Here is a 26,388-nt window from a genome sequence, read left to right as displayed (position 1 = left end):
TAAAAACAAACCACCAGCCCAAACCCTGCTTGTGGTGTGTGTTGGGTGTATATCCGGGTGGTCGGCCCCCCCCCCCCGGGGGGGGGGGGGGGGGGGGGGGGGGGGGGCCCCCCCCCCCCCCCCACGCTCGCTTCGCTCGCATAGTGATCGGTTGCGCGGTGGCTTGCTGACCGGTCAAACCCATCGGTTGCTGAACGGAGCGGCGGAGCCGCGGAGATGAAGCGACCGCCGCAACCGTCATGGAGTTGCTGTGGCGCTCACTTCGTTCAGCAACCGCGGGGTGAGGCGGAAGCGGGCGGCCGGGATCCGGGCGCACAGCGCTCAGCGGATCCCTCGTCGGCGCGTGCGACGATAGAAGACGATGTCGCACACGACCCGAAAGCGCCGGACGCCGCCCACGATGCTGCGTCCCGCCGCGCCGAACCGCCGCCTGCTGTCCGAGGTCGCCGAGCACGTCGGCGGCACCCTGCAGGGGCCAGACGTCGAGGTGCTCGGCGTCACGCTGTCGTCCACCGATCTGCGCGCCGGCGAGCTGTTCGTCGGGATCCGCGGCGCCAACCGGCACGGCGCGGACTTCGCCGCCCAGGCCGCGGCCAACGGCGCCGCCGCCGTGCTGACCGACGCCGAGGGCGCCGCGATCGCCGTGCCCGCCGGACTGCCGATCGTCGTCGTCGACGATCCCCGCGGCGTGCTCGGCGAGGCGGCCATGCTCGTGCACCGCACATCGCCCCGCGACGAGCTGCCGCTGCTGCTGGGCACCACCGGCACGAACGGCAAGACGAGCGTCACCCACCTGCTCGAGGGACTGCTCACGCAGATCGGCGTCGTGGCCGGGGCGTCGACCTCGGCCGAGCGCGTCGTCGCGGGGGAGCGGGTCGTGTCGGGGCTGACGAGCCCGGAGGCCACCGAGTTCCACGCGCTGCTCGCCCTCATGCGCGAGCGCGGCGTCGAGGCGTTCGCGGTCGAGGTGAGCGCACAGGCGATCACCCGGCGCCGGCTCGAGGGCGTCGTGTTCGACGTGGCGGCGTTCACGAACCTCACGCACGACCACCTCGACGACTACGGCGACATGGAGACGTACTACGCCGCGAAGGCGCCGTTCTTCACCCGCGCGCGCTCGCGCCGCGCCGTCGTCTCGCTCGACTCCGCGCCGGGGTTCCGCATCCTCGACGACGCCGAGGTGCCCGTCACGACGATCGCGGCGCGCGGCATCGCGAGCGCCGAGGCCCTCGAGCGGGCCGACTGGATCGTCGAGGTGACGCGGGAGCAGCAGTCCGGCACCTCGTTCACGCTCACGCACCGCGACGGCCGCAGCCTCGCCACCGTCGTGCCCGTCATCGGCGCGCACATGGCCGCGAACGCCGGCCTGGCGATCCTGGTGATGCTCGAGGCCGGCTACGCGTGGGAGCGGATCGTCGAGGCGCTCGAGCGCGACGGCGGCATCCGCGCCTGGGTGCCCGGCCGCACGCAGCTCGTGTCGGGGCCCGAGGGGCCGGCGGTCTACGTCGACTTCGGGCACACGCCCGACGCGTTCGAGAAGACGCTCGCCGCCGTCCGCCGCGTCACGCCAGGCCGCGTGCTCATGCTCTTCGGGGCGGACGGCGACCGCGACGCGCTCAAGCGCCCCGACATGGCACGCACGGCGGTGGAGGGCAGCGACATCACGGTGATCACCGACCACCACCCGCGCTTCGAGAACGCCGCCGACATCCGCCGCGTGCTGGTCGACAGCGCGCGCGCGACGGATCCGCAGCACGAGCTGTACGAGGTCTCGCCGCCGGAAGACGCCATCGTGAAGGCCGTCTCGCTCGTCGGGCCGGGCGACGCGATCCTGTGGGCCGGCCCCGGCCACCAGAACTACCGCGACATCGAGGGCGTGCAGTACGCCTACTCCGCCCGCGAGCTGGCCCGCCGGGCGCTGATCGACGCCGGCTGGCCGGCCGGCGAGCGCACCTGGCCCGACCCCTACGAGGACTGATGGAGATCATCGCCTTCATCGTCGGCGTGCTCGTGATCGTCGTCGGCCTCGGGCTGTCGATCGGGCTGCACGAGATCGGCCACCTCGTGCCGGCCAAGCGCTTCGGCGTGCGCGTGGGCCAGTACATGATCGGCATGGGCCCGACCGTGTGGTCGCGGCGCGTGGGCGAGACGGAGTACGGCGTCAAGTGGCTGCCCATCGGCGGCTATATCTCGATGGCGGGGATGTACCCGCGCAGCCGATCCGACGACGCGCCGCGCGGCGGGCTCTTCGCCACGCTCGTGCAGGACGCGCGCGCCGCGAACGACGAGACCCTCGAGGGCACGGACGACAGCCGCGCCTTCTTCACGCTGCCCACGTGGAAGCGCGTCGTCATCATGCTCGGCGGGCCGGCGATGAACCTCGTCCTCGCGATCGTCATGTTCTCGATCCTCGCCACGGGGATCGGGGTCAACCAGAGCACGACGACGGTGGCGACGGTCTCGGAGTGCGTGCTGCCCGCCGGCACCGCGCAGACGGAGTGCGGCCCCGGCGACCCGGCGGCGCCCGCGGCCGAGGCCGGGATCGAGCCCGGCGACACGATCCTGTCGGTCGACGGCACCCCCGTGTCGACGTTCGACGAGGCCTCGGCGATCGTCCGCGCGCACCCCGGCGACGAGATCGAGGTCGTCGTCGAGCGCGACGGCGCCGAGCGCACCCTGAGCCTGACCCCGGTGCTCGCCGAGAACACCTACACCGACGAGAGCGGCGAGAGCGTGGTCGGCGAGGTCGGCTTCGCGGGCTTCAGCCCGGCGACCGAGCGCGTGCGGCAGCCGATCTGGAGCGGCGCGCAGACGGCGTTCGAGAACACCGAGGCCGTGATCGGCATCGTCGCGCAGCTGCCGGTGCGGCTGTGGGACACGGCCGTCGACATGTTCACAGGCCAGGAGCGCGACCCCAACGGGCCGATCAGCGTCATCGGCGTGGGCCGGATCGCGGGGGAGGTGGCCGCCACCGAGGCGCCGATCCTCGACCGCGTGAGCGTGATGATCGCGCTGCTGGGATCGATCAACATCGCGCTGTTCGTGTTCAACCTCATCCCGCTGCTGCCGCTGGACGGCGGTCACGTGGCCGTCGCGCTGTGGGATGCGCTGCGGCGCGGATGGGCGCGCCTCTTCCGCCGCCCGCCGCCGCGCCCGACGGATGCGACCCGCCTCGTCCCGCTCACGCTCGTCGTCGTGGTGCTGCTCGTCGGCATGGGCGCGCTCCTCTTCGCCGCCGACATCGTCAACCCCCTCAGCCTGGGCTGACGCACCGGGTTGCGGTGGTCGCTTCATCTTCGCGGCCTGCGGCCGCTTCGTTCAGCAACCGGTGAGTGCGACCCCATCGGTTGCTGAACGGAGGCGCGTAGCGCCGGAGATGAAGCGACCACCGCAAGCCCCGCGGAGGGCTCAGCCCAGCGCGTGCTCGGCGAGGCGGTGGAGCGTGTGGATGCCGTCGCGCGAGAGGATCGACTCGAGGTGCCCCTGCACGCTCGCGAACGACGGGCCGCGCAGCGCGTACACGTCGCCGGTGGCCGGATCCGCCGCCACCTCGGCCGCGCCCGCGCGGGCCGTTCCCGCCTCGACGCGCGCCGTGAACGTGTTGTAGAACCCGATCGCCGCCGGCTCCCCGAAGACGTCGACGGTGAGCTGCACGCCCTGGTGCGGGCGGTCGAGCGAGACGAGGTCGATGCCCAGCCGGTCACACAGGATCTGGTGGCTGAGGCACACGGCCAGCAGCGGCGCGCCCGCGTCGAGGCGCCGCGCCACGACCTCCCGCATCCGGGCGATGCGCGGGTTGGCCGCGTCGCGCGGGTCGCCGGGGCCGGGGCCGGAGACGACGAGCTCGGCCGCGTCGATCTGCGCGTCGGTGACCTCCGACCAGTGGGCGATGCGGGCGTCGAGCCCGAGGTGCCGCAGCTGGTGCGCGAGCATGGTCGTGAACCGGTCCTCGGCGTCCACGACGAGCGCCGAGCGGCCCGCGAGGGGACCCGGCGCGGTGTCCTGCTCCTCGAGCCAGAACGGCGCGAGGCGGGCGTTGCGCGAGGCGAGCAGCTCCGCGATCGCGCGGTCATCGGCCAGACGGACGGGCGCGGCCGGCGCATCCGGATCGTCCCCGTGCGCGGGCACGGCGCGCGGCACCGCGCCGATCGCGCCCAGCACGCCGGCGGCCTTGCCGTGGGTCTCGCTCACCTCGCCGTACGGATCCGAGTGGCGCACGAGCGTCGCGCCCACCGGCACGCGCAGCCGCCCGCCCTCGAGGTACGCGGTGCGGATGAGGATGGGCGCGTCGAGGTCGTGGCCACCCCGCGCATCGGGCGTGAACAGCGCCGCGACGCCCGAGTAGTAGCCGCGCGGCGTGGTCTCGTGGCGCCGGATCACGGCGCACGCGTTCTGCATCGGGGATCCGGTCACGGTCGGGGCGAACATCGTCTCGCGCAGGATCTCGCGCGGGTCCAGGCGCGACGTGCCCCGCAGCATGTACTCCGTGTGGGTCAGGCGCGACATCTCCTTGAGGTGCGGCCCCGTGATCCTCCCGCCGTCGGCGCAGACGGCGCTCATCATCTTGAGCTCCTCGTCCACGACCATGAACAGCTCCTCGGTCTCCTTCGTGTCGGCCAGGAACGCCGAGAGCGTCTCGACCGTCGCGCCGCCGGCGGGATGGCGGAAGGTGCCGGAGATCGGGTTCATCGTCACGGTGCTCGAGCCGTCGCCGCGCGCCTCGGCGACGACGTGGGCCTCGGGGCTCGCGCCGACGAGGATGCGGTCGCCCGCGACGATGAGGAACGTCCAGTACGCGCCGCGCTCGTGCTCGAGCAGCGCCCGGAACCACGTCAGCGCCGCGGTGCGCGCGTCGGCCTCGACCCCGGCGACGTAGTCGCGGCGGATGACGAAGTTCGCGCCCTCGCCGCGGCCGATCTCGTCGGCGATGACGCGTCGCACGATGGCGGCGTACTCCTCGTCGCTCAGGTCGAATCCCGCGTCGGCGAGCGGCACCGGTTCGGCGGGCAGCGCCGCGACGACCTCGCCGACCGGGACGGAGTCGTGGCGCTCGACGACGAGGCAGCGCAGGGGGGTGCCGTCGTCCTCCGCCTCGAAGCCGCGCTCGCGCACCTGCCGGTACGGCACCAGGGCGAGCACCTCGCGCGGCGCGCCGTCGGGGCCGGTCAGCGGGATCTGCGCGAGCAGATCCACGTCGACCACCGGGCCGGCGAGGATCTCGACCTCGCCGCCGTCGCGGGCGATGAGCGCGAACGACGCGTCGGGATCGGCGGCCAGGCGCAGGATGCGGTCGGCGGTGGCGGGGGATGCTGCCATCAGGGACTCACTTCGGATTCGGGCGGTCTCCCCGGAAAGCAGAACGACCGCCTGCGGTGGGCGGTCGTTTCGTGTGCGCGAAGGTGGCCGCCTCAGGCGAGCCACCACCACGTCCGGTTCTCGAGCACGAGGTCAACCTATACGCGGCCCGCGACCGGCGGCAAATCCGGCGCGAGCGAACGGCACCGGATCGGGCCTTCCCCCAGGTGCGCGGACTACCCTGGAAGGCGTGCCAGCCGTGAACCTCGGGATGCCCCGCGTCCCCGAAACGCTCGCCCCGCGCCGCAAGTCCCGCCAGATCCGGGTGGGCAAGGTGCTCGTCGGGGGCGACGCCCCCATCAGCGTCCAGTCGATGACCACGACGCCGACCACCGACATCAACGCGACCCTGCAGCAGATCGCCGAGCTCACGGCGAGCGGCTGCGAGATCGTGCGCGTGGCGGTGCCCAGCCAGGACGACGCCGACGTGCTGCACATCATCGCGAAGAAGTCGCAGATCCCCGTGATCGCCGACATCCACTTCCAGCCGAAGTACGTCTTCCAGGCGATCGACGCGGGCTGCGCGGCCGTGCGCGTGAACCCGGGCAACATCCGCAAGTTCGACGACCAGGTCGGCGCGATCGCCAAGGCCGCGCAGGACGCCGGTGTGTCGCTGCGGATCGGCGTGAACGCGGGCTCGCTCGACCGCCGCCTGCTCGAGAAGTACGGCAAGGCCACGCCCGAGGCGCTCGTCGAGTCGGCGGTGTGGGAGGCGAGCCTGTTCGAGGAGCACGACTTCCACGACTTCAAGATCTCGGTCAAGCACAACGACCCCATCGTCATGGTGAAGGCCTACCGCCTGCTCGCCGAGCGGGGCGACTGGCCGCTGCACCTCGGCGTCACCGAGGCCGGGCCCGCGTTCCAGGGCACGATCAAGAGCGCCACGGCGTTCGGCATCCTGCTGTCGGAGGGGATCGGCGACACGATCCGCGTCTCGCTCTCGGCGCCGCCGGCCGAGGAGGTCAAGGTCGGGCACCAGATCCTGCAGTCGCTCAACCTGCGCGAGCGCAAGCTCGAGATCGTCTCGTGCCCGTCGTGCGGTCGCGCGCAGGTCGACGTCTACTCCCTCGCCGACAACGTCACCGAGGGCCTGAAGGACATGACGGTGCCGCTGCGCGTGGCCGTCATGGGCTGCGTCGTGAACGGCCCCGGCGAGGCCCGCGAGGCCGACCTCGGCGTGGCGAGCGGCAACGGCAAGGGCCAGATCTTCGTGAAGGGCGAGGTCATCAAGACCGTGCCCGAGGCCGAGATCGTGCAGACCCTCATCGAGGAGGCCAACCGCATCGCCGCCGAGATGGGCCCCGACGCCCCGCTCGGCACCGCGCAGGTCGTCACCGCCTGATCAGCGGGGCCGGATCCGCTCCGCGAACCAGGCGGTCGACGCCTCCGTGTCGACCCGTCCGCTCGCGACGGCGATGATGTGGTCGAAGGCGTCGTCCTCATCCGCCTCGACGACACGGTCATTGAGCCAGAGGAACAGCTGGGTGAGCACCCAGGCGGTCCGCTTGTTGCCGTCGAACAGTGGGTGATTCCGGGCGAGCGACTCCATGAGGGCCGCCGCCTTCCCCGACAGTTCCGGGTAGACGTCCGTTCCGCCGAATCCCGCCTGCGGGCGCGACAGCGCCGAGGCGAGCAGGCCGGCGTCGCGCACGTGCAGCCCCAGCCGCTCGATGACGCTCAGCGCGTTCTCGAGCGTCAGATAGCGGACCATCACGCGTCCTCGAGCCGCTTCAGCAGACCCTTGTCGCGCGCGAGGATGACCTCGAGCCCCGCGGTGACCTGAGCGGCCTGCAGCCGCTCGCGCACGAGCTGCTCCAGCCCGCTCAGGATGAGCGCGTGCTTCGAGGTGTGCTCGGCCTCCGCGATCGCGGTGAGCGCCTCATCCAGTTCCTCGGGGATCCGCAATGTCATCGCCATGGTGCGATGGTATCGACGTGGTATCGCGCAGTCGAGACCGGCACGGCCGCTCGGATATCCTCGAAGCATGCGCATCGTTCCCGACGACCTCACGGCGCCGGCGGTGCGCGACCTCATCGCCGAGCACCTCGACGAGATGTACGCGACGAGCCCCGCCGAGAGCGTGCACGCCCTGCCGCTCGCGGCGCTCGAGTCGCCCGATGTGACGGTGTGGAGCGCGTGGGACGGCGACGAGGCGCTCGGATGCGGTGCCCTCAAGGAGCTCGATGAGACGCACGGCGAGATCAAGTCGATGCGCACGCGCGCCGCGGCCCGTGGCCGTGGTGTCGGCGCCGCGATCCTCGCGACGATCCTCGCGGAGGCATCCGCGCGCGGCTACCGGCGCCTCAGCCTCGAGACGGGCAGCGAGGAGCACTTCGCGCCCGCCCGGCGGCTCTACGCGCGGCACGGATTCGCGGAGTGCCCGCCGTTCGCCGACTACGCGGAGGATCCGAACAGCGTGTTCATGACGCGCGAGCTCGCCGCGAGCGCCTGAGTCAGGCCATATGCGCGCCGGCCCCCACGGCGTCCGCCTCGGCGACCCAGCCCGCGAACGTCTCGTCCATCTGCTCGGGCAAGGTGATCGTCAGGTGGTGGACGAAGAGCCGGCTCGTGTACGGCGCGACGCTCCGGACGCGTGGATCGTCGACCGCCCGCTGCAGGTCGAGGTACACCCGCAGCCCCGTCGCCGCGGGGCGCGCGCCCGCGAAACCGCGTCGCGTGCCCTTGAAGGTGATGGACGACTTCGACGGTGAGAGCGTGTACGGACCGCACGCCGCGACGAGCTCCTCGAATCGACGGTAGATCGCGATCGCCGCCTCCGGCTTGTCGCGCAGGTGCTCGTCCACGGTCCATTCGGTCATGGCACGACCGTAGCGGGCACCGCCGACACGACGGGCGTCAGAGCGCGAGCTCACCGCGGATCGTCGTGAGCGTGTCGCCGGCGACCCACACGGCCTCGCCCTCGCGCGAGACGTGCACGCGTCCGCGGCGCTGCAGGGCGGTGCCCTGCGAGGCCACGTACGAAGCGGGCAGCGCCGTGCCGGCGAGCCACTGCCCGAGCGCGGCGTTCAGCGAGCCGGTCACGGGATCCTCGCCGAGGCCCATCTCGGGGCGGCAGAACGCGCGGACCTCGATTGCGCACTCCGACCCGGCGGCGTAGGGGCCCACGACGCCGACGTCGGCCGGCAGGGCCGCGAAGTCCGGTGTGAGGGCGAGCACGGCCGCCGCGTCGGCCAGCCGGATCCCGACCCAGCCCGGGCCGTTGTCGCACCAGGCCGCGTCGAGGATCTCCTCGCGCGCCAGGCCGAGCGCCGCGCCGATCCCGGCGACGAGCGGCTCCTCCACCGGACCAGAGCGTCGCAGCTCCGGCGCGGCGAATGCGAGCCGCCCGGCCACGCGGCGCAGCGTCACGAGCCCCACGCCGCACTCCTGCACGATGCCCTCGCCGGCGGGCGAGCCGCCGGCCTCGAGCCACGCGTGCGCCGAGCCGAGCGTCGGGTGGCCGGCGAACGGCAGCTCGCCGCCCGGGGTGAAGATGCGCAGCCGGTAGTCGGCTGCCGGGTCGGTGGGACGCAGCAGGAACGTCGTCTCGGACAGGTTGGTCCAGCGGGCGAACGCCGCCATCTGCGCGTCCGTGAGGCCGTCGGCGTCGTGGACGACCGCGACGGGGTTGCCGAGCAGCGGCTCGGCGCTGAAGACGTCGACCTGGCGGAAGGGGAGGCGCATCCTCTCAGGATGTCACGGCGGTGGCGGGGTGGATCTCGACCGAGAACTCGTCGAGGTGCGACAGGTGCGCGGCGGCCTGCGCCCGTGCGGCGATGCGGATCGCGTCGGCCTCGGCGAGCGTCGTTGCCGCGACCGTGACGACGGCGTCCCCGTGCAGCCGGTGGCCGACCCAGCGCAGGCGGAGCCGCTCCACCGACGCGATGCCGTCGACGTGCTCCAGCGCGTGCGCGGCGCGATCGAGCAGGCGCGGATCGATGCCGTCGAGCAGCCGGCGGCCGACGGAGCGCACGGTGCCGACGAGCAGCACGAGGATGAAGGCCGCGATCAGCAGGCCCACGATCGGGTCGGCGAGCGGGAAGCCGAGCAGCACGCCGAGCCCGCCGAGCACGACCGCGAGAGAGGTGAAGCCGTCGGCGCGGGCATGCACGCCGTCGGCGATCAGCGCCGCCGATCCGATCCGCCGGCCCACGCGGATCCGGTAGATCGCCACCGCCTCGTTCCCGACGAAGCCGGCGACCCCGGCGGCCATCACCCACCCGACGTTCGAGATCGGCTGCGGGTCGATGATCCGCTCGATCGCCTGCCAGGCGGCCACGATGGCCGAGGCGGCGATCGCCGCCACGATGACGAGGCCTGCGACGTCCTCCGCGCGGCCCAGGCCGTACGGGTAGATGCGGGAGGGGCGCCGCCGCGCGAGCGAGAACGCGATCCACAGCGGCACGGCCGTGAGCGCGTCGGAGAGATTGTGGATCGTGTCGGCCAGCAGGGCGACAGAGCCGCTGAAGGCGACGATCACCGCCTGCGCCAGGGCGGTGGCGAGCATGATCGCGAGGCTCACCCGCACCGCGCGGATGCCCGCCGCGTGCGAGGTGAGGGCGTCGTCGATCGCGTCGGCGGCATCGTGCGTGTGGGGCACGAGCACCTCGTGCAGGAAGCCGCGCAGCCCGCGCGGGTGCGCGTGCGCGTGGCCGTGGTCCGGATCGTGCGCGTGCCCGCTCATCGCGCCGCCCCGTGGTGGTGCGGGCGCCCGATCGTGTGCTCGGCCTGCTGGATCGCCTGGGTCACCAGCTGCGAGGCGTGCTCGTTCTCGAGGCGGTAGAAGACGCGCTGGCCCTCCTGCCGCGCGGCGACGATCCGCGCCATGCGCAGCTTCGCGAGGTGCTGCGAGACCGCGGCGGGGGATTTGTCGACGATGTCGGCGAGGTGGTTCACCGACAGCTCGCCCGACCGCCGCAGCGCCAGGATGATCCGCACGCGGGTCGCGTCCGCGAGCATCTGGAACACCTCGACCGCCAGCTCCACGAAGGTGCCGTCCGGGTCCAATCCGCAAGCCTGCGTATCTGCATCCATACGCAGATGATATCATGCGGAGGCGGCCGATGGGCGCGTTCGCGTCGATGTCACCGCGCGACGCGGTGGGAACGCACGGGGCGCGACGCCTCCGGGGGCGTCGGGGCCGGTCAGTCCACGTGCGCGGCGACCTCGGCCAGGAAGCGATCGCCGAGGTCGTTGATCTTCGCGACGTCGCGGATCGACGTGAGCGGCAGGACGAACTCGTCGACCCCGGCGGCGGCGTACGCGGCCATCGTGTCGACGAGCTGCTGCGGGGTGCCGCCGATCGCGGGGCGGCCCAGCTGCGCGGCCTTCTCGGCGGCGTCGGGCTGCTGGAACGTGAGCGCCTGCGTCGTGCGCCAGAGGCTCTTGGGGTCGCGCCCGGCCCTCTCGAGCGCGGCCGTGAAGATCTCGTTCTTCGGGCCGTACTGCTCCGGCGTCGACCAGAAGTTCCACTCGTCGGCGAACTCCGCCACGAGCCTGGGCATGACCTTCTCTCCCTTGCCGCCGATGAGGATCGGCAGGCTCGGGTGCGGCTTCGGGTTCAGCGACGCGTGCTCGAGCGTGTAGCGCTCGCCGGAGAAGTCCACGAACTCGCGGCCGTCGTGAGCGCTGTCGCGCAGGCCCTTCCAGATCGCGAGGGCCTCGCGGAGCCAGCGGATGCGGCTCGGCACGTCGCCGTACTCGATCCCGAACGCGCGGTGCTCGTTCTCCTGCCAGCCCGCGCCCACGCCGAGCACGAAGCGGCCCTGGCTGATGTCGCTGAGCGCGGCGGCCTGCTTGGCGACGACGCCGGGGTGCCGGTAGGTGTTGCCCAGCACCATCGATCCGAGCCGGATGCCCGGCACCGTCGCGGCGAGCGCCGTCAGCTGCGTCAGGCATTCGCCGCGCGCGCCGTCGTTGGGCTCGTCGGTGTTGTCCATGAAATGGTCCTCGAGCCACACGCCCCGCCATCCGGCATCGGCCGCGTGCGTCGCGGCGGCGTGGAGGTCGGACCAGGGCAGATCGGCGGGCAGCCACAGCGAGAACTTCATGGCACCACGCTAGATCACCGCGCACACGGTCCACGCCCCGTCTCCCGCGAACCCGCGCCCGATCCTCGAGCCCGTTCCGGATCCGGCGCGGGTTCGGCGAACGGGCGCGGGTTCGGCGTCAGAGCACGAGCTCGAGGTCGACCTCGCCCGAGGCGATGCGGGTGTCGACCACGCGCACGCGGATGCGGGATCCCGGGTCCGGCTTGTCTCGGATGGTCGCGGTGACGAAGGGATCGGCGATCTGCACGCGCGCGCCGCCCTTCGTCTCGGCCAGCACAACCGCGTCGAGCACGTCGCCGATGCGGCCGTGCAGCACGGCCGCCTCGATCCGGTCGACCGCGCCGCCCTCCAGGCGGCTGGCGAGCGCGCCCGACTCCTGCATGATCCGCGGCAGCTCCGAGAGCGACTCGCGTGCCCACGCGGGGATCGGGCGGTCGTTCGCCTCCGCCTCGCAGATCGCCAGCGCCCACCGGTCGACGAGCCGCCGCAGGGGAGCGGTGGCGTGCGCGTACGGCGCGCCGATCGCCGCCTGCTCCGCCTGCGCGGGCGGCTCGCCGTCGAAGGGCGCGTAGCCGGCGCCGCGGAACAGCGCCGACGCGGCCTGCAGCACCGCGGGGGTCGCGGCGTCGGCCGGATCGAGCCGGCGCAGGTACTCGCCGTACGCGATCCCCTCCGGCCACGGGCGGTCGAGCAGCGCGACCTTGCGGCGGAACTCCGCGAGCGCCTCGGGCTCCGCCGGCGGCAGGGTGCGCAGGATGCCCACCCGGGCCGACAGCATCAGATCGGCCGCCGCCATGCCCGTCATGAGCGACAGCTGCGCGTTCCACTCCTCCACGGGCAGGGGAGTGCGCCGGCGCAGCTCGTAGCCGTCCGGGCCCTCGACGACCTCCTCCTCGGGGGAGTTCAGGCTCGCGCCGCCGCGTTCAGCCTCGAGCGCGATGCGCAGCGGGCCGAACTCCCGCAGCAGCGCCACCGCGGCGGGGGCCGATCCGTCGTCGATCGCCGCCTGCGCCTCGGCGTACGTCCACTGCCGCACCGACCGGATCCACGCGCGCACGAGCCGCGTCTCGCGCACGGCACCCCTGCCGTCGAGGCGGAAGGTCCACACGTACGCGCGCCGGCGCTCGCCGGGCAGCAGCGACGCGGCGCCGTGGGAGAGGACGAGCGGATGCAGCGCCACCGATCCGTCGGGCGCGTACAGCGTCTGGCCGCGCCGGCGGGTCTCGGCGTCGAGCGCGCCGCCCGGGCGCACGAAGGCCGCGAGGTCCGCGATCGCGTAGCGGACGAGCAGGCCCTCGCCGGCGCGCTCCAGATGCAGCGCCTGGTCGAGATCCCGCGAGCCGGCCGGATCGATCGTGTGGAACGGGACGTCGGCGAGCTCCTCGCGCTCGTCGTCGGATCCGTCCACCGGGGGACCGTCGACGACGGCGGCGGCCTCGGCCTCCGCCTCGGCAGGGTAGGCCGTGGGCAGCTCCAGATCGCGGCGCAGCTCGGCGAGCGATTCGGCGAGTGCGCCCCGCACGGCGGTCGAGGACAGGTGCGCGTGTCGGGCCGGCATGCCGCCAGCCTACGGGTGGGCTGCGCGGCGGTTTCGACTCCGGCCGTCGGAGCGGCGCATCCGCGCGGTCGAGGCCCAGGGCGCCGGGCCGCCTCAGTGCAGGGCGCCCGCGCTCGCCGCGTCGTCGGCCCGCACGTCCGCCGCCGTGCGGACGGCGATGGCCAGCGCCCGCGCGATGTCGCCGGCCGGCAGCGACGGCGCGCCCTCCGGGGCGACCTCGTCCGACCACGGCACGTGCACGAATCCGGCCCGCATGCCCGGCCGGCGCGCGGCCTCGTCCGCGGCGACGTACATCACGTGGTTGCACACGAACGTGCCGGCCGTGTGCGAGACGGCCGCGGGGACGCCGGCGTCGCCGATCGCGCGCGCCATGGCCTTCACGGGCAGCGAGGCGAAGTGCGCCGCCGGCCCGCCCGCCACGCTCGGCTCGTCGATCGGCTGCGCGCCGGCGTTGTCGGGGATGCGCGCGTCCCGCAGGTTGATCGCGACGCGCTCGGGCGTGATGTGCGTGCGCCCGCCCGCGAGCCCCGTCGCGATCACGACGTCCGGCGTGTGCTCGGCGATCAGCGCGCGCATCCGCTCGGCGGCGGCGTCGAAGGCGACGGGGAGGATCGCGGTGATCAGCCGCTCCGGTCCGCTCCAGGCGCGGCCGACCTCGGCGACGGCGTCGCCCGAGGGGTTGCGCGCGTCGCCGCCGAACGGCTCGAACCCGGTGAGGAGGATCGTGACCATCGTCTCAGCGTAGGCCCCGCCCGGCCCGCGCCCGCGGGAACCCTAGACTTGACGCGTGGTCACCCGTCTCTCGCACTTCTTCCTCCGCACGCTCCGTGAGGACCCGGCCGACGCCGAGGTCACGAGCCACCGGCTGCTCGTCCGCGCCGGGTACATCCGGCGCCAGGCGCCAGGCGTGTTCGCGTGGCTGCCTCTGGGCCTGCGGGTCAAGGCCAAGCTCGAGACCATCATCCGCGAGGAGATGGCCGCCGCCGGCGCCTACGAGGTGCACTTCCCGGCGCTGCTGCCGCGCGAGCCCTACGAGGCGACCGGCCGGTGGGAGGAGTACGGCGACGCGCTGTTCCGCCTGCAGGACCGCAAGGGCGCCGACATGCTGCTGGCGCCGACGCACGAGGAGGTCTTCACCCTGCTCGTGAAGGATCTGTACTCGTCGTACAAGGACCTGCCGCTGACGATCTTCCAGATCCAGGACAAGTACCGCGACGAGGCGCGCCCCCGCGCGGGCCTGCTGCGCGGCCGCGAGTTCACGATGAAGGACGCGTACTCGTTCGACTACACCGACGAGGGACTCGACGCGTCGTACCAGGCGCAGCGCGACGCCTACGAGCGCATCTTCCAGCGCCTGGGGCTCGAGTACGTCATCGTGCAGGCCGACGCCGGCGCGATGGGCGGCTCGCGCAGCGAGGAGTTCCTGCACCCCACGCCGGTGGGCGAGGACACGTTCGTGCGCAGCGCGGGCGGGTACGCCGCCAACGTCGAGGCGTTCACGACCCTCGTCCCCGAGCCGATCCCGTTCGACGGCAAGCCCGAGCCGGTCGTGTTCGACTCGCCGGGCACGACGACGATCGAGACCCTCGTGGCGCACGCCAACGAGGTCGTCCCCGGCGCGCCGGAGGGCGGCTGGACGGCGGCGCACACGCTGAAGAACGTCGTGCTCGCGCTGCGTCACCTCGACGGCACGCGCGAGGTCGTCGTCGTGGGCCTTCCCGGCGACCGCGACGTCGACATGAAGCGCGTCGAGGTCGCCTTCGCGCCGGCCGAGGTCGAGCCCGCCACCGCGGAGGACTTCGAGCGCAACACGCTCCTCGTGCGCGGCTTCATCGGCCCGTGGACAGCGACCGGCCCGCTGCTCGGCGAGGACTCGGCCACCGGCATCCGCTACTTCCTCGACCCGCGCGTCGTCGACGGCACGACGTGGATCACCGGCGCCAACGCCGACGACGCGCACGTGTACGGCCTGGTCGCCGGCCGCGACTTCATCGCCGACGGCTTCCTCGAGGTCGCGACCGTGCGCGACGGCGACCCCGCGCCCGACGGGTCGGGGCCGGTCACACTGGCACGCGGCATGGAGATCGGGCACGTCTTCCAGCTGGGCCGCAAGTACGCCGAGGCCCTCGGGCTCAAGGTGCTCGACGAGAACGGCAAGCAGGTCACCGTCACGATGGGCTCCTACGGCATCGGCGTGACGCGCATCCTCGCGATCATCGCCGAGCTGTCCAACGACGAGCGCGGGCTGATCTGGCCCGCCTCCGTCGCGCCGTTCGACGTGCACGTGGTCGCCACGGGCAAGGGAGACGACGCGTACCGGCTCGCCGAGTCGGTCGTCTCCGACCTCGAGGCGGCGGGGATGGATGTGCTCTACGACGACCGCCCGAAGGCCTCTCCCGGTGTGAAGTTCGGCGACGCCGAGCTGATCGGCGTGCCGAAGCTGCTCGTGGTCGGCCGCGGGGCGGCGGACGGCGAGGTCGAGCTGTGGGATCGCCGCACGGGCGAGCGCGAGACGGTGCCGGCGGCCGAGGCCGTGGTGCGTCTGACCGCCTGAGCCGACCGTCGGAGAGGCCGTCGCGGGCATCGCCCGCGGCGGCCTCTCCGCATCCGCGGGGCGGCTGCCCGCAGGTGCCCAGGCGGTGATGGGGGTCGTTCAGGAGCGCGTCATCTGGCCGTCGCGAGGATGTCGCATGCCCGTACACGCCCCCTCTCTGACGGAGTCATCCATGCAACGAACCCTGCCCACGATGCAACGACGCCTCGCGGCCGTCGCCGCGGCGACCCTGGCCACCGGCGGCATCGTCGCACTCACCCCCGCGGCGGCCACCGCGGCGCCCGACGGGTCGAACATCGTCATCAACGAGGTCTACGGGGGCGGCGGCAACAGCGGCGCCGCCTTCCAGAACGACTTCATCGAGCTGTACAACCCCACGACCGCGGAGGTCGATCTGGCGGGCCTGACGATCGACTACAAGTCGGCAGGCGGGGATTCGGGCGGCACGGTGGCGCTCGAGGGCACGATCGTGGCGGGGGGCTACTTCCTCGTCCAGCTCGCCGCGGGCAACGGCAACGGGCAGCCGCTTCCGGCCGCCGACCAGGTGGCGACGTCGCCGAACCTGTCGGGCTCGACGGGGCGCGTCTACCTCCACGAGGGAACCGGTCAGTACGCCTCGACGACCGGCGATCTCGCCGGCGCCGAGGGCCTCGTCGACATGATCGGCTGGGGCAGCGGCGCCGTCGCGTTCGAGGGCGCCCCGGCGGCGGGCACGACCAACGCGACGAGCGCTCAGCGCGCGACCGTCGGCGCGGACAGTGACAACAACGCGACGGACTTCGTGGTCGCCGCCCCGACGCCGACGAACGCCGCCGGCGAGACGGCGGCCGAGCCGGAGGAGCCCACCGACCCCGAGGAGCCCGAGGTGCCCGGTGAGCCCGAGGTGCCGACCGAGCCCGGCGAGCCGATCACGATCGCCGAGGCCAACCAGGCCGCCACGGGCACCGAGGTCACCGTCGAGGGCGTCGTGACCGCCGACTACCGCGAGGGCGGCTTCAACGGCTTCACGATCCAGGACCCGGCGGGCGACCCGTCCGACGCCGTCTCCGACGCCATCTTCGTCTACAACCCCAGCGCCGCGGTCACCCCCGCGGTCGGCGACAGCGTGCTGGTCACGGGCGACCGCGGCGAGTACAACGGCCTGCGCCAGATCTACGGCGACCTGATCGACATCACCGACGCCGACCTCGGCGAGGTCGTGCCGCTCGCGTCGTGGGAGGCCGTCGCCACGGAGGAGGGCAGGCAGGCCCACATGAGCGAGCTCGTCCTGTTCGAGGACGAGTTCACCGTCACCGACAACTACGACGCGAACTACTACGGCTCGTTCTCGCTCGTGCAGGGCGGCGAGCCGATCCCGCAGCTGACCGCCTACATCGATCCGCACGACGAGGCGGCGATCGCGCAGCAGAAGGCTGCCGACGCGGCGCGCACCATCACGCTCGACGACGGCCGCAGCACCAACTTCAACAACCAGAAGGACGTGCCGCTGTCGTACCTCACGCCGGACAACCCCGTGCGGGTCGGCGCGGACGTGTCGTTCCAGAAGCCGTTCGTGCTCGACTACCGCTTCGACGGGTGGAGCCTGCAGCCCACCACGCCGATCGAGGGGGCGGGCGCCGAGCACGTCGCGTTCAGCGACGAGCGCACCCCGAACGCCTCGCCGGAGCCGGTCCTCGGCGACATCAGCATCGCCAACTTCAATGTGCTGAACTACTTCCCGACCACGGCCGAGGAGTTCGTCGAGCTCGGGCTGGGCACCTGCACGTACTACACCGACCGCGAGGGCAACCGGATCGGCGCCAACCGCTGCGACCCCGACGGACCGCGCGGCGCGGCGACGACCGAGAGCTTCGAGCGCCAGGAGATCAAGATCGTGAAGGCGATCACCGAGCTCGACGCGTCGATCCTCTCGCTGCAGGAGGTCGAGAACTCGGCCGCGTTCGGCAAGGACCGCGACTTCGCCGTCGCGACCCTCGTCGACGCGCTCAACGAGTACGCGGGCGAGGACGTCTGGGCCTACGTCGAGAGCCCCGCGACGCTGCCCGCCGATGAGGACGTCATCCGCAACGCCTTCATCTACCAGGTGGACGAGATCGAGACGGTCGGCGAGTCGCACATCCTGATCGACGACCCGGCGTTCGTGAACGCGCGCGAGCCGCTGTTCCAGGCCTTCAAGCCCGCGGGCGCCGCCGACGCCGACGCGTTCCTCATCTCGGCGAACCACCTCAAGTCGAAGGGCTGCTCGGACGCGACGGGGGAGAACGGCGACCTCGACGAGCAGAGCTGCTACAACGCCGACCGCAAGGAGCAGGCCGAGGCACTGGTCGCCTACACCGCCGAGGTGCAGGAGCTCACGGGCATCGACGCCGTCTTCCTCACGGGTGACTTCAACTCGTACGCCATGGAGGATCCCGCGATGATCATCGAGGGCGCCGGGTTCACCAACCTGAACTACGCCCTCAACGGCGGCGAGGCCACCTACGTGTACGACGGCATGTCGGGCTCGCTCGACCACGTGTACGCGAACGCCGATGCCTTGAGTCTGGTGGCCGACGTCGACGTGTGGCAGATCAACGGGCAGGAGCAGGTCGCCTTCGAATACAGCCGCTACAACTACAACGCCACGCTGCTGTACGACGACTCGGTCTTCCGCACGAGCGACCACAACCCGATCGTCGTGGGGCTCGACACGGACGGCGTCGTCGACCTGCAGCTGCTCTCGATCAACGACTTCCACGGCCGGATCGCGGCGGACGGCGACTCGGCGGGCGCGGGCGTGCTCGCGGGCGCCGTCGACGCCCTCACGGCCGACAACCCGAACACGCTGTTCGTCTCGGCGGGAGACAACATCGGCGCATCGACGTTCACCTCGTTCATCCAGCAGGACGAGCCGACCATCGACGCGCTGAAGGCCGCGGGCCTCGCGGTGAGCGCCGTGGGCAACCACGAGTTCGACCACGGCTTCGCCGATCTGACGGATCGGGTCATCCCCGCGTACGGCAGCGAGGATCTCGCGCTCGGCGCCAACGTGTACGAGGCGGGCACCACCACGCCGGCACTGCAGGAGTATGCGATCCGCGAGATCGACGGCGTCCGCGTCGGCTTCATCGGCACGGTGACGGCCGACACGGCGACGCTCGTGAGCCCCACGGGCATCGCGGACATCGAGTTCGGCGATCAGCTGGAGGCCGCGAACCGCGTGGCGGGGGAGATCGCGGACGAGACCGACGTGATCGTGCTGCTGACGCACGACGGATCGGCGAGTGCCGACTGCGCCACCATCGGCACGGAGGACACCGACTACGGCAAGCTCGTTCGCGGTGCGTCGGAGGAGATCGACGCCATCGTGTCCGGCCACACGCACCAGCAGTACCTGTGCGAGCTGCCCGGCCCCGACGGGCAGGACCGCCCGGTCGTCCAGTCGCACCAGTACGGCACCACGCTGGGCGTGCTCGACCTGGAGTACGACACCGAGGCCGACGAGCTCCTCTCGATCTCGGCGTCGCACCTCGACCTCGTCGACCCGGACGGCGTGCCGTACGCCGAGGCCGCCCCCGAGGTGCAGGCGATCGTCGACGCGGCCGTTGCCGAGGCCGACGTGCGGGGAGCCGAGAAGGTCGGACAGATCAGCGACGACATCACCCGCGGCAAGACGGCCACCGGCGCGGAGGATCGCGGCGTCGAGTCGACGGCCGGCAACTTCATCGCCGACGTCTACCTGTGGGCCGCGTCGAGCGAGAACCCCTCGTACGGCGGCTCGCAGGATGCGGCGATCGGCCTGATGAACCCGGGCGGCGTCCGTGCCGATCTGCTGTACGGCGAGGACGGGATCGTGACGTACGCGGAGGCGGCCGCGATGCAGCCCTTCGCGAACACGCTGGTCACGACCACCCTCACCGGCGCGCAGCTCGAGCAGGTGCTCGAGGAGCAGTGGCAGCCGGAGGGATCGTCGCGGCCCAAGCTGCACCTGGGCGTCTCGGACGGATTCTCGTACGAGTACGACCCCGAGGCGGCGCGGGGCGAGCGCATCCTCGAGATGACGCTGAACGGCGAGGAGATCGCGGCCGACGACGAGATCCTCGTCGTGACCAACTCGTTCCTCGCGGGCGGCGGCGACAACTTCGGCACCTTCGCCGAGGGCACGGGCACGGCGGACACGGGTCTCATCGACCTGAGCGCGAGCGTGGACTACTTCGCCGCGCACGAGGTGGTCGATCCGCCGGCGCTGGGACGTGCCGTCGTCGCCGACACCGAGCCGGGCAACGGGAACGGGAACGGCAACGGAAACGGAAACGGGAACAACGGCAACGGCAACGGGAACGGCATCGGCAACGGGAACGGCCGGGGCGCGGCGCCGTCCGCGGACGACCTCACTCCCGAGCGGCGGGGCGGGCTCACCGTGTCGGGCGCGCTCGAGCCGGGCGGTCGCATCACGGTCTACGTGGACGAGTCGTACGCCGGCCAGACGCTGAGCGGGTGGCTGTTCTCGGAGCCGACCTCGCTCGGCACCGCCGTGGCGACCGCCGACGGGGCGCTCACCTACGTGATCCCCGAGGGCATCGCGCCCGGCGTGCACCGGCTCGCCGTGACGGACGCCTCCGGCGAGGTGGTCGGCTGGGTCTACGTGACCATCACGGCCGACGGATCGCTGGCGGTCACGGGCGCGGAGCTGCCGCTCGGCATCGCCTTCGGTGCCGCGGTGCTGCTCGTGGCGGGCGGCCTGCTGATGGTGCTGCGCCGCCGGCCGGTGCGCACGGCCTGACGCGCGATCGACGAAGGGCCGGGCGGATGTTCCCGCCCGGCCTTTCGTCGTGCCCCGTGCGTCTCAGCCGCGCAGGTGGTCGGCGTGCTTCGACGCCTGCCGGCGACGCGTGGGCAGGTCGAGGGGGCCGGTGACGGTGGCCTCGTCCTCCCAGCACTCGATACCGCCGACGCCGGGCAGCAGCTCGCGCGTGAAGACCGGATCGCGACCCTCGCGGCGTTGCCTCGTGTAGTCGCGCAGCAGGCGGAAGCCGATGCCCGAGAGGAACGCCAGCGCGATGAGGTTGATGAGCGCCATGAGCCCCATCAGCGCGTCGGCGAGGTTCCAGACGACCGCGGCCGACGCGACGGCCCCGGCGAGCATGGCCACGACGACGAGCACGCGGAAGACCGTGAGCCAGCCGCGGCGGGTCGTGATGAACTCGAGGTTGGACTCGCCGTAGTAGTAGTTGCCGATGATCGAGCTGAAGGCCAGCAGGAAGACGATCACGGCCAGCGCGGTGAGCGACCAGTCGCCGAGCGTGGCGGCCAGGGCCGTCTGCGTCAGCGCGATGCCCTGCTCGGCGCCGCCGAGATCCGGCACGGCCACGAGCACGGTGAACGCCGTGATCGAGCACACGAGGAACGTGTCGAAGTACACGCCGAGAGACTGCACGAGTCCCTGCTTGACGGGGTGCGTCACGGCGGCCGACGCGCCCGCGTTCGGGGCCGATCCGAGGCCCGCCTCGTTCGAGAACATGCCGCGCTTGACGCCCTGCAGCACGATGGTGCCGAGCGCGGCGCCGACCACCTCGTTGAAGCCGAACGCCTCGGTGTAGATGGAGGCGAACGCCGCCGGCAGCCGGTCGATCTCGATGACGACGACGGCGAGCCGAGCAGCAGGTACAGCAGCGCCATGAGCGGCACGATCGCCTGAGACACGTGCGCGATGCGGCGCACGCCGCCGAAGATGACCGCGCCGGTGAGCACGGCGACGACGACGCCGGAGACGAGCGGCATCCAGCCGGAGACGTCCGCGCCGACGAGGGAGCCGACCGCGGCGGTGCTCGACGCGGCGATGGTGTTGGCCTGCAGCGCGCTGAATGCGAAGGGGAAGCAGAAGAGGAGGATGACGGCGAACGTCACGCCCATCCAGTGTCAGTGTGCTCCGAGCGGCATGCCCGGCGCGAGCCCGCGCGCCGGGCGCGGGCCGCGCGGGGCGGGCCGCTCACAGCGGGCTCGCGTTCCCATCCGGTAATGTCGGAGGGATATCGGCGAGCCGGATTGCCGATGAGAGCTGAATAGGGAGGCCGCTGTGGACATCGATCTCGGGCTGTTGCGCACCGTCGAGCGTGAGAAGGAGATCCCGTTCGACGAGCTCGTGCGGATCATCGAGCAGGCGGTGCTCACCGCCTACGGCAAGCACGTCTCCCAGGGCGGTGAGGTGCCGGAGGGCGCCCGCGCCGAGCTGGACCGCAAGACCGGTCACGTCGGCATCTACGTGCCGGTCACCGACGAGTCGGGCGCCGTCATCGGCGAGGAGGAGTCGACCCCCGAGGACTTCGGGCGCATCGCCGCGTACGCGGCCAAGCAGGTCATCAGCCAGCGCCTGCGCGACATCGCCGACGACGCCGTGCTGGGTGAGTTCCGCGGCAAGGAGGGCGACATCGTCGCCGGCGTCGTGCAGCAGGGGCCGAACCCGCGCATGATCCACGTCGACCTCGGCACCGTCGAGGCCATCCTGCCGCCGGAGGAGCAGGTGCCCGGCGAGGACTACTCGCATGGACAGCGCCTGCGGGTGTACGTCACGAGCGTGTCGAAGGGCACCAAGGGGCCCGCCATCACGGTGTCGCGCACTCACCCCGGCCTCGTGCGCAAGCTGTTCGCGCTCGAGGTGCCGGAGATCGCGAGCGGTCTCGTCGAGATCGCGTCGCTCGCGCGCGAGGCGGGCCACCGCACGAAGATCGCGGTGGTCGCCAAGGACCCGTCGATCAACGCCAAGGGCGCCTGCATCGGCGAGATGGGCCGCCGCGTGCGCGCCGTCACCGAGGAGCTCAGCGGCGAGAAGATCGACATCGTCGACTACGACCAGGACCTCGCGACGTTCGTCGCCAGTGCCCTCTCGCCCGCCAAGGTGTCGTCGAGCTTCGTCCTCGACGCGTCGACGAAGGCCGTGCGCGCCCTCGTGCCCGACTACCAGCTCTCGCTCGCGATCGGCAAGGAGGGGCAGAACGCCCGCCTCGCCGCCAAGCTCACGGGCGCGAAGATCGACATCCAGCCCGACAGCATTCTTGAAGCGTGACGGATCAATGCCGCGGATGCGGCGTTGATGCGGCGCGGTTCAAGATTGAGCGAGGGAGCGCAGCGACCGAGTCGAAATCTCGTGTCCGTGCACGATCCGTCCGCCGACGAGCGGGCGAGGAAAGAGTAGTACGATGGAAGCCGTACGAACGTGCGTCGGCTGTCGCATGCGTGCTCCCCGGTCCTCCCTCCTCCGAGCGGTGGCCGTCGGGTCCGAACTCGTCCTGGACGAGCGGGCGTCGATGCCGGGGCGCGGCGCGTGGGTGCATCCGACGCGCGAATGTGTGGAGAACGCCATCCGGCGCCGCGCCTTCGTACGAGCTCTGCGCGTGTCGGGCCCGCTCGAGACGCAGACCTTCGAGGAATGGCTGAACAGCTATGGAAACCAAGTGAACGGCTCGAAATGAGACCCGTCCGCCTTTGATGGTCTGCCCCTGTCTGGGCAGGCCGCCCAGACAGGAGAATTGTGGCTAAACCACGCGTACATGAGATCGCAGCGGAGCTGGGAGTCGACAGCAAGGTCGCGCTCGCGAAGCTGAAGGATCTCGGCGAGTTCGTCAAGAGCCCGTCATCCACCATCGAGCCGCCCGTCGCGCGCAAGCTGCGCGCCGCGCTGGAGGCCGAGGGTGTCGCCAAGCCCGCCGGCGGTGCGAAGCCCGCCGACGCCCGCAAGAAGGCCCCGGCGCGCCCGGCGGCCAAGCCCGGCCCCGCCGCTCCGGCCCCCAAGGCCGAGCCGGCGGCCCCGGCGCCCGCGCCGAAGCCGGCCGAGGCGCCCGCCGCCGAAGCGGCGCCCGCCGCCGAGACGGCGCCCGCGCCCCGCAGCTCGGCCCCGTCGCCGGGCAGCAAGGCGCCCTCGCCCGGCAGCGCGGCTCCCTCGCCGGGCAGCGCGGCTCCCTCGCCCGGAAGCGCGGCGCCCTCGCCCGGTGGCACGGCCCCCGGTGCCGGTCCGCGCCCCGGCGGCCCCCGCCCCGGAAACAACCCGTTCAGCACGGCGCAGGGCATGGGGAAGCGCCCGGCCGGCCCGCGGCCGGGCAACAACCCCTTCGCCTCGGCGCAGGGCATGGGGCAGCGCCCCACGCCCGGCAACATCCCGAAGCCGCAGCCGCCGCGCCCCGGCGCCCCGCGTCCGGGTGCTCCCCGCGCGGGCGGCCCTGGTCGCCCCGGCCGTCCCGGCGGCGCCGGTCGTCCCGGCGCGCCGTTCCAGCAGCGCCCGGGCGGTCCCGGTCGTCCCGGCGGTGCCGGTGGCGGCGGCTTCCGCCCCGGCGGCCCCGGCGGGGCCCCCGGCGGTGGCTTCCCCGGTCGTCCCGGCCCCGGTGGCCGCGGACGCGGCGGCACGGCCGGCGCTTTCGGCAAGGGCGGCGGCAAGTCGAAGCAGCGCAAGTCGCGTCGGGCGAAGCGTCAAGAGTTCGAGATGCGGGAGGCGCCGATCGTCGGTGGCGTCAAGGTGCCCCGCGGCGACGGCAACACGATCATCCGCATGCGCCGCGGCGCATCCATCGCGGACTTCGCCGACAAGCTCGAGATCATCAGCGGCATGAGCGTGCCCCCGGGCAACCTCGTGACGGTGCTGTTCCACCTGGGCGAGATGGCCACGGCCACCGAGTCGCTCGACGAGGCCACCTTCGAGGTGCTGGGCGCGGAGCTCGGCTACAAGGTGCAGATGGTCTCGCCCGAGGACGAGGACAAGGAGCTCCTCGAGGGCTTCGGGCTCGACCTCGAGAAGGAGGAGCTCGAGGAGGACGAGGAGAACCTCGAGATCCGTCCTCCGGTGGTGACCGTCATGGGTCACGTCGACCACGGCAAGACGCGACTGCTCGACTCGATCCGGCAGACGAACGTCGTCGCGGGCGAGGCCGGCGGCATCACGCAGCACATCGGCGCCTACCAGATCTGGACCGAGCACGACGGCATCGAGCGCGCGATCACGTTCATCGACACCCCCGGTCACGAGGCCTTCACGGCCATGCGTGCCCGCGGTGCCGACGTGACCGACATCGCGATCCTCGTGGTCGCCGCCGACGACGGCATCATGCCGCAGACGGTGGAGGCGCTGAACCACGCCCAGGCGGCCGGCGTGCCGGTCGTGGTCGCGGTCAACAAGATCGACAAGCCCGACGCCAACCCGGCCCGCGTGCGTCAGCAGCTGACCGAGTACGGTCTCGTGGCCGAGGAGTACGGCGGCGACGTCATGTTCGTCGACGTGTCGGCCCGCGAGGGCATCGGCATCCAGGACCTCCTGGACGCCGTGCTGCTCACGGCCGATGCGGGTCTCGACCTCACGGCGAACCCGAACAAGGCCGCCCGCGGTGTCGCGATCGAGGCGAAGCTCGACAAGGGCCGCGGATCGGTGGCGACCGTCCTCATCCAGTCGGGAACGCTGCGCGTCGGCGACGCGATCGTCGCGGGAACGGCCTACGGCCGCGTCCGCGCCATGATCGACGAGAACGGCGACGCCGTCACCGAGGCGGCTCCGTCGCGTCCGGTGCAGGTGCAGGGTCTGAACTCTGTTCCGCGTGCCGGTGACACGTTCATCGTCACGGACGAGGACCGCACCGCGCGCCAGATCGCCGAGAAGCGCGAGGCCGTCGAGCGCAACGCCCAGCTGGCCAAGGCCCGCAAGCGCATGTCGCTCGAGGACTTCACCAAGGCGCTCGAGGAGGGCAAGGTCGAGTCGCTCAACCTCATCATCAAGGGCGACGTGTCCGGTGCCGTCGAGGCGCTGGAGGAGTCGCTCCTCAAGATCGAGGTCGACGACTCGGTGCAGCTGCGGATCATCCACCGCGGTGTGGGTGCCATCACGGAGTCCGACGTGAACCTGGCCACGATCGACAACGCGATCGTGATCGGCTTCAACGTGCGCCCCGACACCAAGGCCCGCGAGGCCGCGGCGCGCGAGGGCGTGGACATCCGGTTCTACAACGTCATCTACAACGCGATCGACGACGTCGAGGCATCGCTCAAGGGCATGCTCAAGCCGGAGTACGAGGAGGCCCAGGCGGGTCTCGCGGAGATCCGCGAGGTCTTCCGCTCCTCGAAGTTCGGCAACATCGCGGGTGTCATCGTCCGCAGCGGCACGATCACGCGCAACGCCAAGGCGCGCGTCATCCGCGACGGCGTGGTGCTCGCCGATGGCCTGGCCATCGAGTCGCTGCGTCGCTTCAAGGACGACGTCACCGAGGTCAAGACCGACTACGAGGCCGGTATCGGCCTCGGCAAGTTCAACGACATCCAGGTCGGTGACGAGATCGAGACCATCGAGATGGTCGAGAAGCCTCGCGCCTGATCCGGAGTGATTCAATGGCTTCTGCCGGGCGGTCCTTCGACCGCCCGGCAGAGGCATTCCCAGGGAGGGAAAATGGCTGGCGAGCGTCAGGCCCGCGTCGCCGACCGCATCCGCGTGGTGCTGTCGGAGCGACTGCAGAAGGGGCTGCAGGATCCGCGGCTCGGCTTCGTGACGATCACGGACGTGCGCGTCACGGGCGACCTGCAGAATGCGTCGGTGTTCTACACCGTCTACGGCACCGATGAGGAGCGCGCGGACACCGCCGCGGCGCTCAAGGCCGCGACCGGCCTGCTGCGCAGCGAGGTGGGCCGCAAGCTCAACACGCGCCTCACCCCGACGCTCGAGTTCATCCCCGACGCGCTGCCCGAGGAGGCCTCGCACCTCAGCGAGCTGCTGCGGCGCGCGCGTGAGCAGGACGAGGCCGTCGCGAGCCTCGCGAAGGAGGGGCGGTACGCGGGCGAGGCCGACCCGTACCGTCACGACGACGAGGGCGCGGACGAGCGCGAGCGCGACGACTGACTCGCCGGGCCGCTCCGCGGCGCCGGCA

At 72.2% G+C, this 26,388-nt stretch carries 20 protein-coding genes and 1 pseudogene; 10 read left to right on the top strand and 11 right to left on the bottom strand.

What is annotated here, in order from left to right:
- Nucleotides 1-361 precede the first annotated feature (361 nt).
- The gene (locus ACWDR7_RS08530; protein ID WP_449854492.1) at nucleotides 362-1,978 is read left to right on the top strand and encodes a Mur ligase family protein; all 1,617 of its coding nucleotides are present in this window, start codon (nucleotides 362-364) and stop codon (nucleotides 1,976-1,978) included.
- Nucleotides 1,978-3,267 carry a M50 family metallopeptidase gene (locus ACWDR7_RS08525; protein WP_449854491.1) on the top strand — a complete coding sequence of 430 codons (1,290 nt, stop codon included), beginning with the start codon at nucleotides 1,978-1,980 and terminating at the stop codon, nucleotides 3,265-3,267. The genes ACWDR7_RS08530 and ACWDR7_RS08525 overlap by 1 nt, the downstream gene beginning before the upstream one ends.
- A gap of 141 nt (nucleotides 3,268-3,408) precedes the next feature.
- On the opposite strand, the gene ACWDR7_RS08520 is transcribed toward ACWDR7_RS08525, so the two are convergent.
- Nucleotides 3,409-5,316, bottom strand: coding sequence for an anthranilate synthase family protein (locus tag ACWDR7_RS08520; RefSeq protein ID WP_449854490.1), 1,908 nt, complete (start codon nucleotides 5,314-5,316; stop codon nucleotides 3,409-3,411).
- 229 nt (nucleotides 5,317-5,545) lie between these two features.
- On the opposite strand from ACWDR7_RS08520, the gene ispG reads away from it, so the two are divergent.
- Entirely contained in the window at nucleotides 5,546-6,697 is a 1,152-nt protein-coding gene (ispG, locus tag ACWDR7_RS08515) for a flavodoxin-dependent (E)-4-hydroxy-3-methylbut-2-enyl-diphosphate synthase (protein ID WP_449854489.1), read from the top strand.
- On the opposite strand, the gene ACWDR7_RS08510 is transcribed toward ispG, so the two are convergent.
- Both ACWDR7_RS08510 and ACWDR7_RS08505 read right to left on the bottom strand, forming a co-directional pair.
- Nucleotides 6,698-7,066 (bottom strand): type II toxin-antitoxin system death-on-curing family toxin, encoded by a 369-nt coding sequence (locus tag ACWDR7_RS08510; protein WP_449854488.1) that lies wholly within the window; start codon nucleotides 7,064-7,066, stop codon nucleotides 6,698-6,700.
- Nucleotides 7,066-7,272 (bottom strand): ribbon-helix-helix protein, CopG family, encoded by a 207-nt coding sequence (locus ACWDR7_RS08505; protein ID WP_449854487.1) that lies wholly within the window; start codon nucleotides 7,270-7,272, stop codon nucleotides 7,066-7,068. The genes ACWDR7_RS08510 and ACWDR7_RS08505 overlap by 1 nt, the downstream gene beginning before the upstream one ends.
- A 67-nt stretch (nucleotides 7,273-7,339) precedes the next feature.
- Between ACWDR7_RS08505 and ACWDR7_RS08500 the strand changes: the two genes are divergently transcribed.
- Nucleotides 7,340-7,807: a GNAT family N-acetyltransferase gene (locus ACWDR7_RS08500; RefSeq protein ID WP_449854486.1), complete on the top strand. Its 468-nt coding sequence runs from the start codon at nucleotides 7,340-7,342 to the stop codon at nucleotides 7,805-7,807.
- 1 nt (nucleotide 7,808) lies between these two features.
- Here the strand turns inward: ACWDR7_RS08500 and ACWDR7_RS08495 are convergent, their stop codons facing one another.
- The 7 genes from ACWDR7_RS08495 to pcp form a co-directional block, all read right to left on the bottom strand.
- A complete protein-coding gene (locus ACWDR7_RS08495; protein WP_449854485.1) occupies nucleotides 7,809-8,174 on the bottom strand; it encodes a DUF5655 domain-containing protein in 366 nt (121 codons plus the stop codon).
- 37 nt (nucleotides 8,175-8,211) lie between these two features.
- Nucleotides 8,212-9,039 (bottom strand): PhzF family phenazine biosynthesis protein, encoded by an 828-nt coding sequence (locus tag ACWDR7_RS08490; RefSeq protein WP_449854484.1) that lies wholly within the window; start codon nucleotides 9,037-9,039, stop codon nucleotides 8,212-8,214.
- Between the two features lie 4 nt (nucleotides 9,040-9,043).
- Nucleotides 9,044-10,039 (bottom strand): cation diffusion facilitator family transporter, encoded by a 996-nt coding sequence (locus ACWDR7_RS08485; protein ID WP_449854483.1) that lies wholly within the window; start codon nucleotides 10,037-10,039, stop codon nucleotides 9,044-9,046.
- On the bottom strand, nucleotides 10,036-10,389 hold the full coding sequence (locus ACWDR7_RS08480; RefSeq protein ID WP_449854482.1) for an ArsR/SmtB family transcription factor: 354 nt from the start codon (nucleotides 10,387-10,389) through the stop codon (nucleotides 10,036-10,038). The genes ACWDR7_RS08485 and ACWDR7_RS08480 overlap by 4 nt, the downstream gene beginning before the upstream one ends.
- Before the next feature lie 110 nt (nucleotides 10,390-10,499).
- Nucleotides 10,500-11,405, bottom strand: coding sequence for an LLM class flavin-dependent oxidoreductase (locus tag ACWDR7_RS08475; RefSeq protein WP_449854481.1), 906 nt, complete (start codon nucleotides 11,403-11,405; stop codon nucleotides 10,500-10,502).
- A gap of 118 nt (nucleotides 11,406-11,523) precedes the next feature.
- Nucleotides 11,524-12,963, bottom strand: coding sequence for an RNB domain-containing ribonuclease (locus ACWDR7_RS08470; protein ID WP_449854480.1), 1,440 nt, complete (start codon nucleotides 12,961-12,963; stop codon nucleotides 11,524-11,526).
- A 93-nt stretch (nucleotides 12,964-13,056) separates the two neighbouring features.
- Nucleotides 13,057-13,695 carry a pyroglutamyl-peptidase I gene (pcp, locus tag ACWDR7_RS08465; RefSeq protein WP_449854479.1) on the bottom strand — a complete coding sequence of 213 codons (639 nt, stop codon included), beginning with the start codon at nucleotides 13,693-13,695 and terminating at the stop codon, nucleotides 13,057-13,059.
- A 55-nt stretch (nucleotides 13,696-13,750) separates the two neighbouring features.
- Between pcp and ACWDR7_RS08460 the strand changes: the two genes are divergently transcribed.
- A complete protein-coding gene (locus ACWDR7_RS08460; protein WP_449854478.1) occupies nucleotides 13,751-15,517 on the top strand; it encodes a proline--tRNA ligase in 1,767 nt (588 codons plus the stop codon).
- A gap of 193 nt (nucleotides 15,518-15,710) precedes the next feature.
- Nucleotides 15,711-20,279: an ExeM/NucH family extracellular endonuclease gene (locus tag ACWDR7_RS08455; protein WP_449854477.1), complete on the top strand. Its 4,569-nt coding sequence runs from the start codon at nucleotides 15,711-15,713 to the stop codon at nucleotides 20,277-20,279.
- Between the two features lie 63 nt (nucleotides 20,280-20,342).
- Here the strand turns inward: ACWDR7_RS08455 and ACWDR7_RS08450 are convergent.
- Nucleotides 20,343-21,409: pseudogene (locus tag ACWDR7_RS08450) on the bottom strand (alanine/glycine:cation symporter family protein).
- Nucleotides 21,410-21,572: 163 nt separating this feature from the next.
- Here ACWDR7_RS08450 and nusA point away from each other — a divergent pair.
- The 4 genes from nusA (at nucleotide 21,573) to rbfA (ending at nucleotide 26,360) form a co-directional block, all read left to right on the top strand.
- Nucleotides 21,573-22,559: a transcription termination factor NusA gene (nusA, locus tag ACWDR7_RS08445; RefSeq protein ID WP_449854476.1), complete on the top strand. Its 987-nt coding sequence runs from the start codon at nucleotides 21,573-21,575 to the stop codon at nucleotides 22,557-22,559.
- A gap of 199 nt (nucleotides 22,560-22,758) precedes the next feature.
- Nucleotides 22,759-22,965, top strand: coding sequence for a YlxR family protein (locus tag ACWDR7_RS08440; RefSeq protein WP_449854475.1), 207 nt, complete (start codon nucleotides 22,759-22,761; stop codon nucleotides 22,963-22,965).
- A 59-nt stretch (nucleotides 22,966-23,024) separates the two neighbouring features.
- Nucleotides 23,025-25,841 carry a translation initiation factor IF-2 gene (gene infB / locus ACWDR7_RS08435; protein WP_449854474.1) on the top strand — a complete coding sequence of 939 codons (2,817 nt, stop codon included), beginning with the start codon at nucleotides 23,025-23,027 and terminating at the stop codon, nucleotides 25,839-25,841.
- A gap of 72 nt (nucleotides 25,842-25,913) precedes the next feature.
- Complete coding sequence (rbfA, locus tag ACWDR7_RS08430) at nucleotides 25,914-26,360, top strand: 30S ribosome-binding factor RbfA (protein ID WP_449854473.1); 447 nt, start codon at nucleotides 25,914-25,916, stop codon at nucleotides 26,358-26,360.
- Nucleotides 26,361-26,388: the final 28 nt, after the last annotated feature.

Source organism: Microbacterium sp. NPDC003461 (assembly GCF_053588335.1).
Note: the sequence above shows the minus strand (reverse complement) of the source record. Positions and strands in the feature narration are given on the sequence as shown.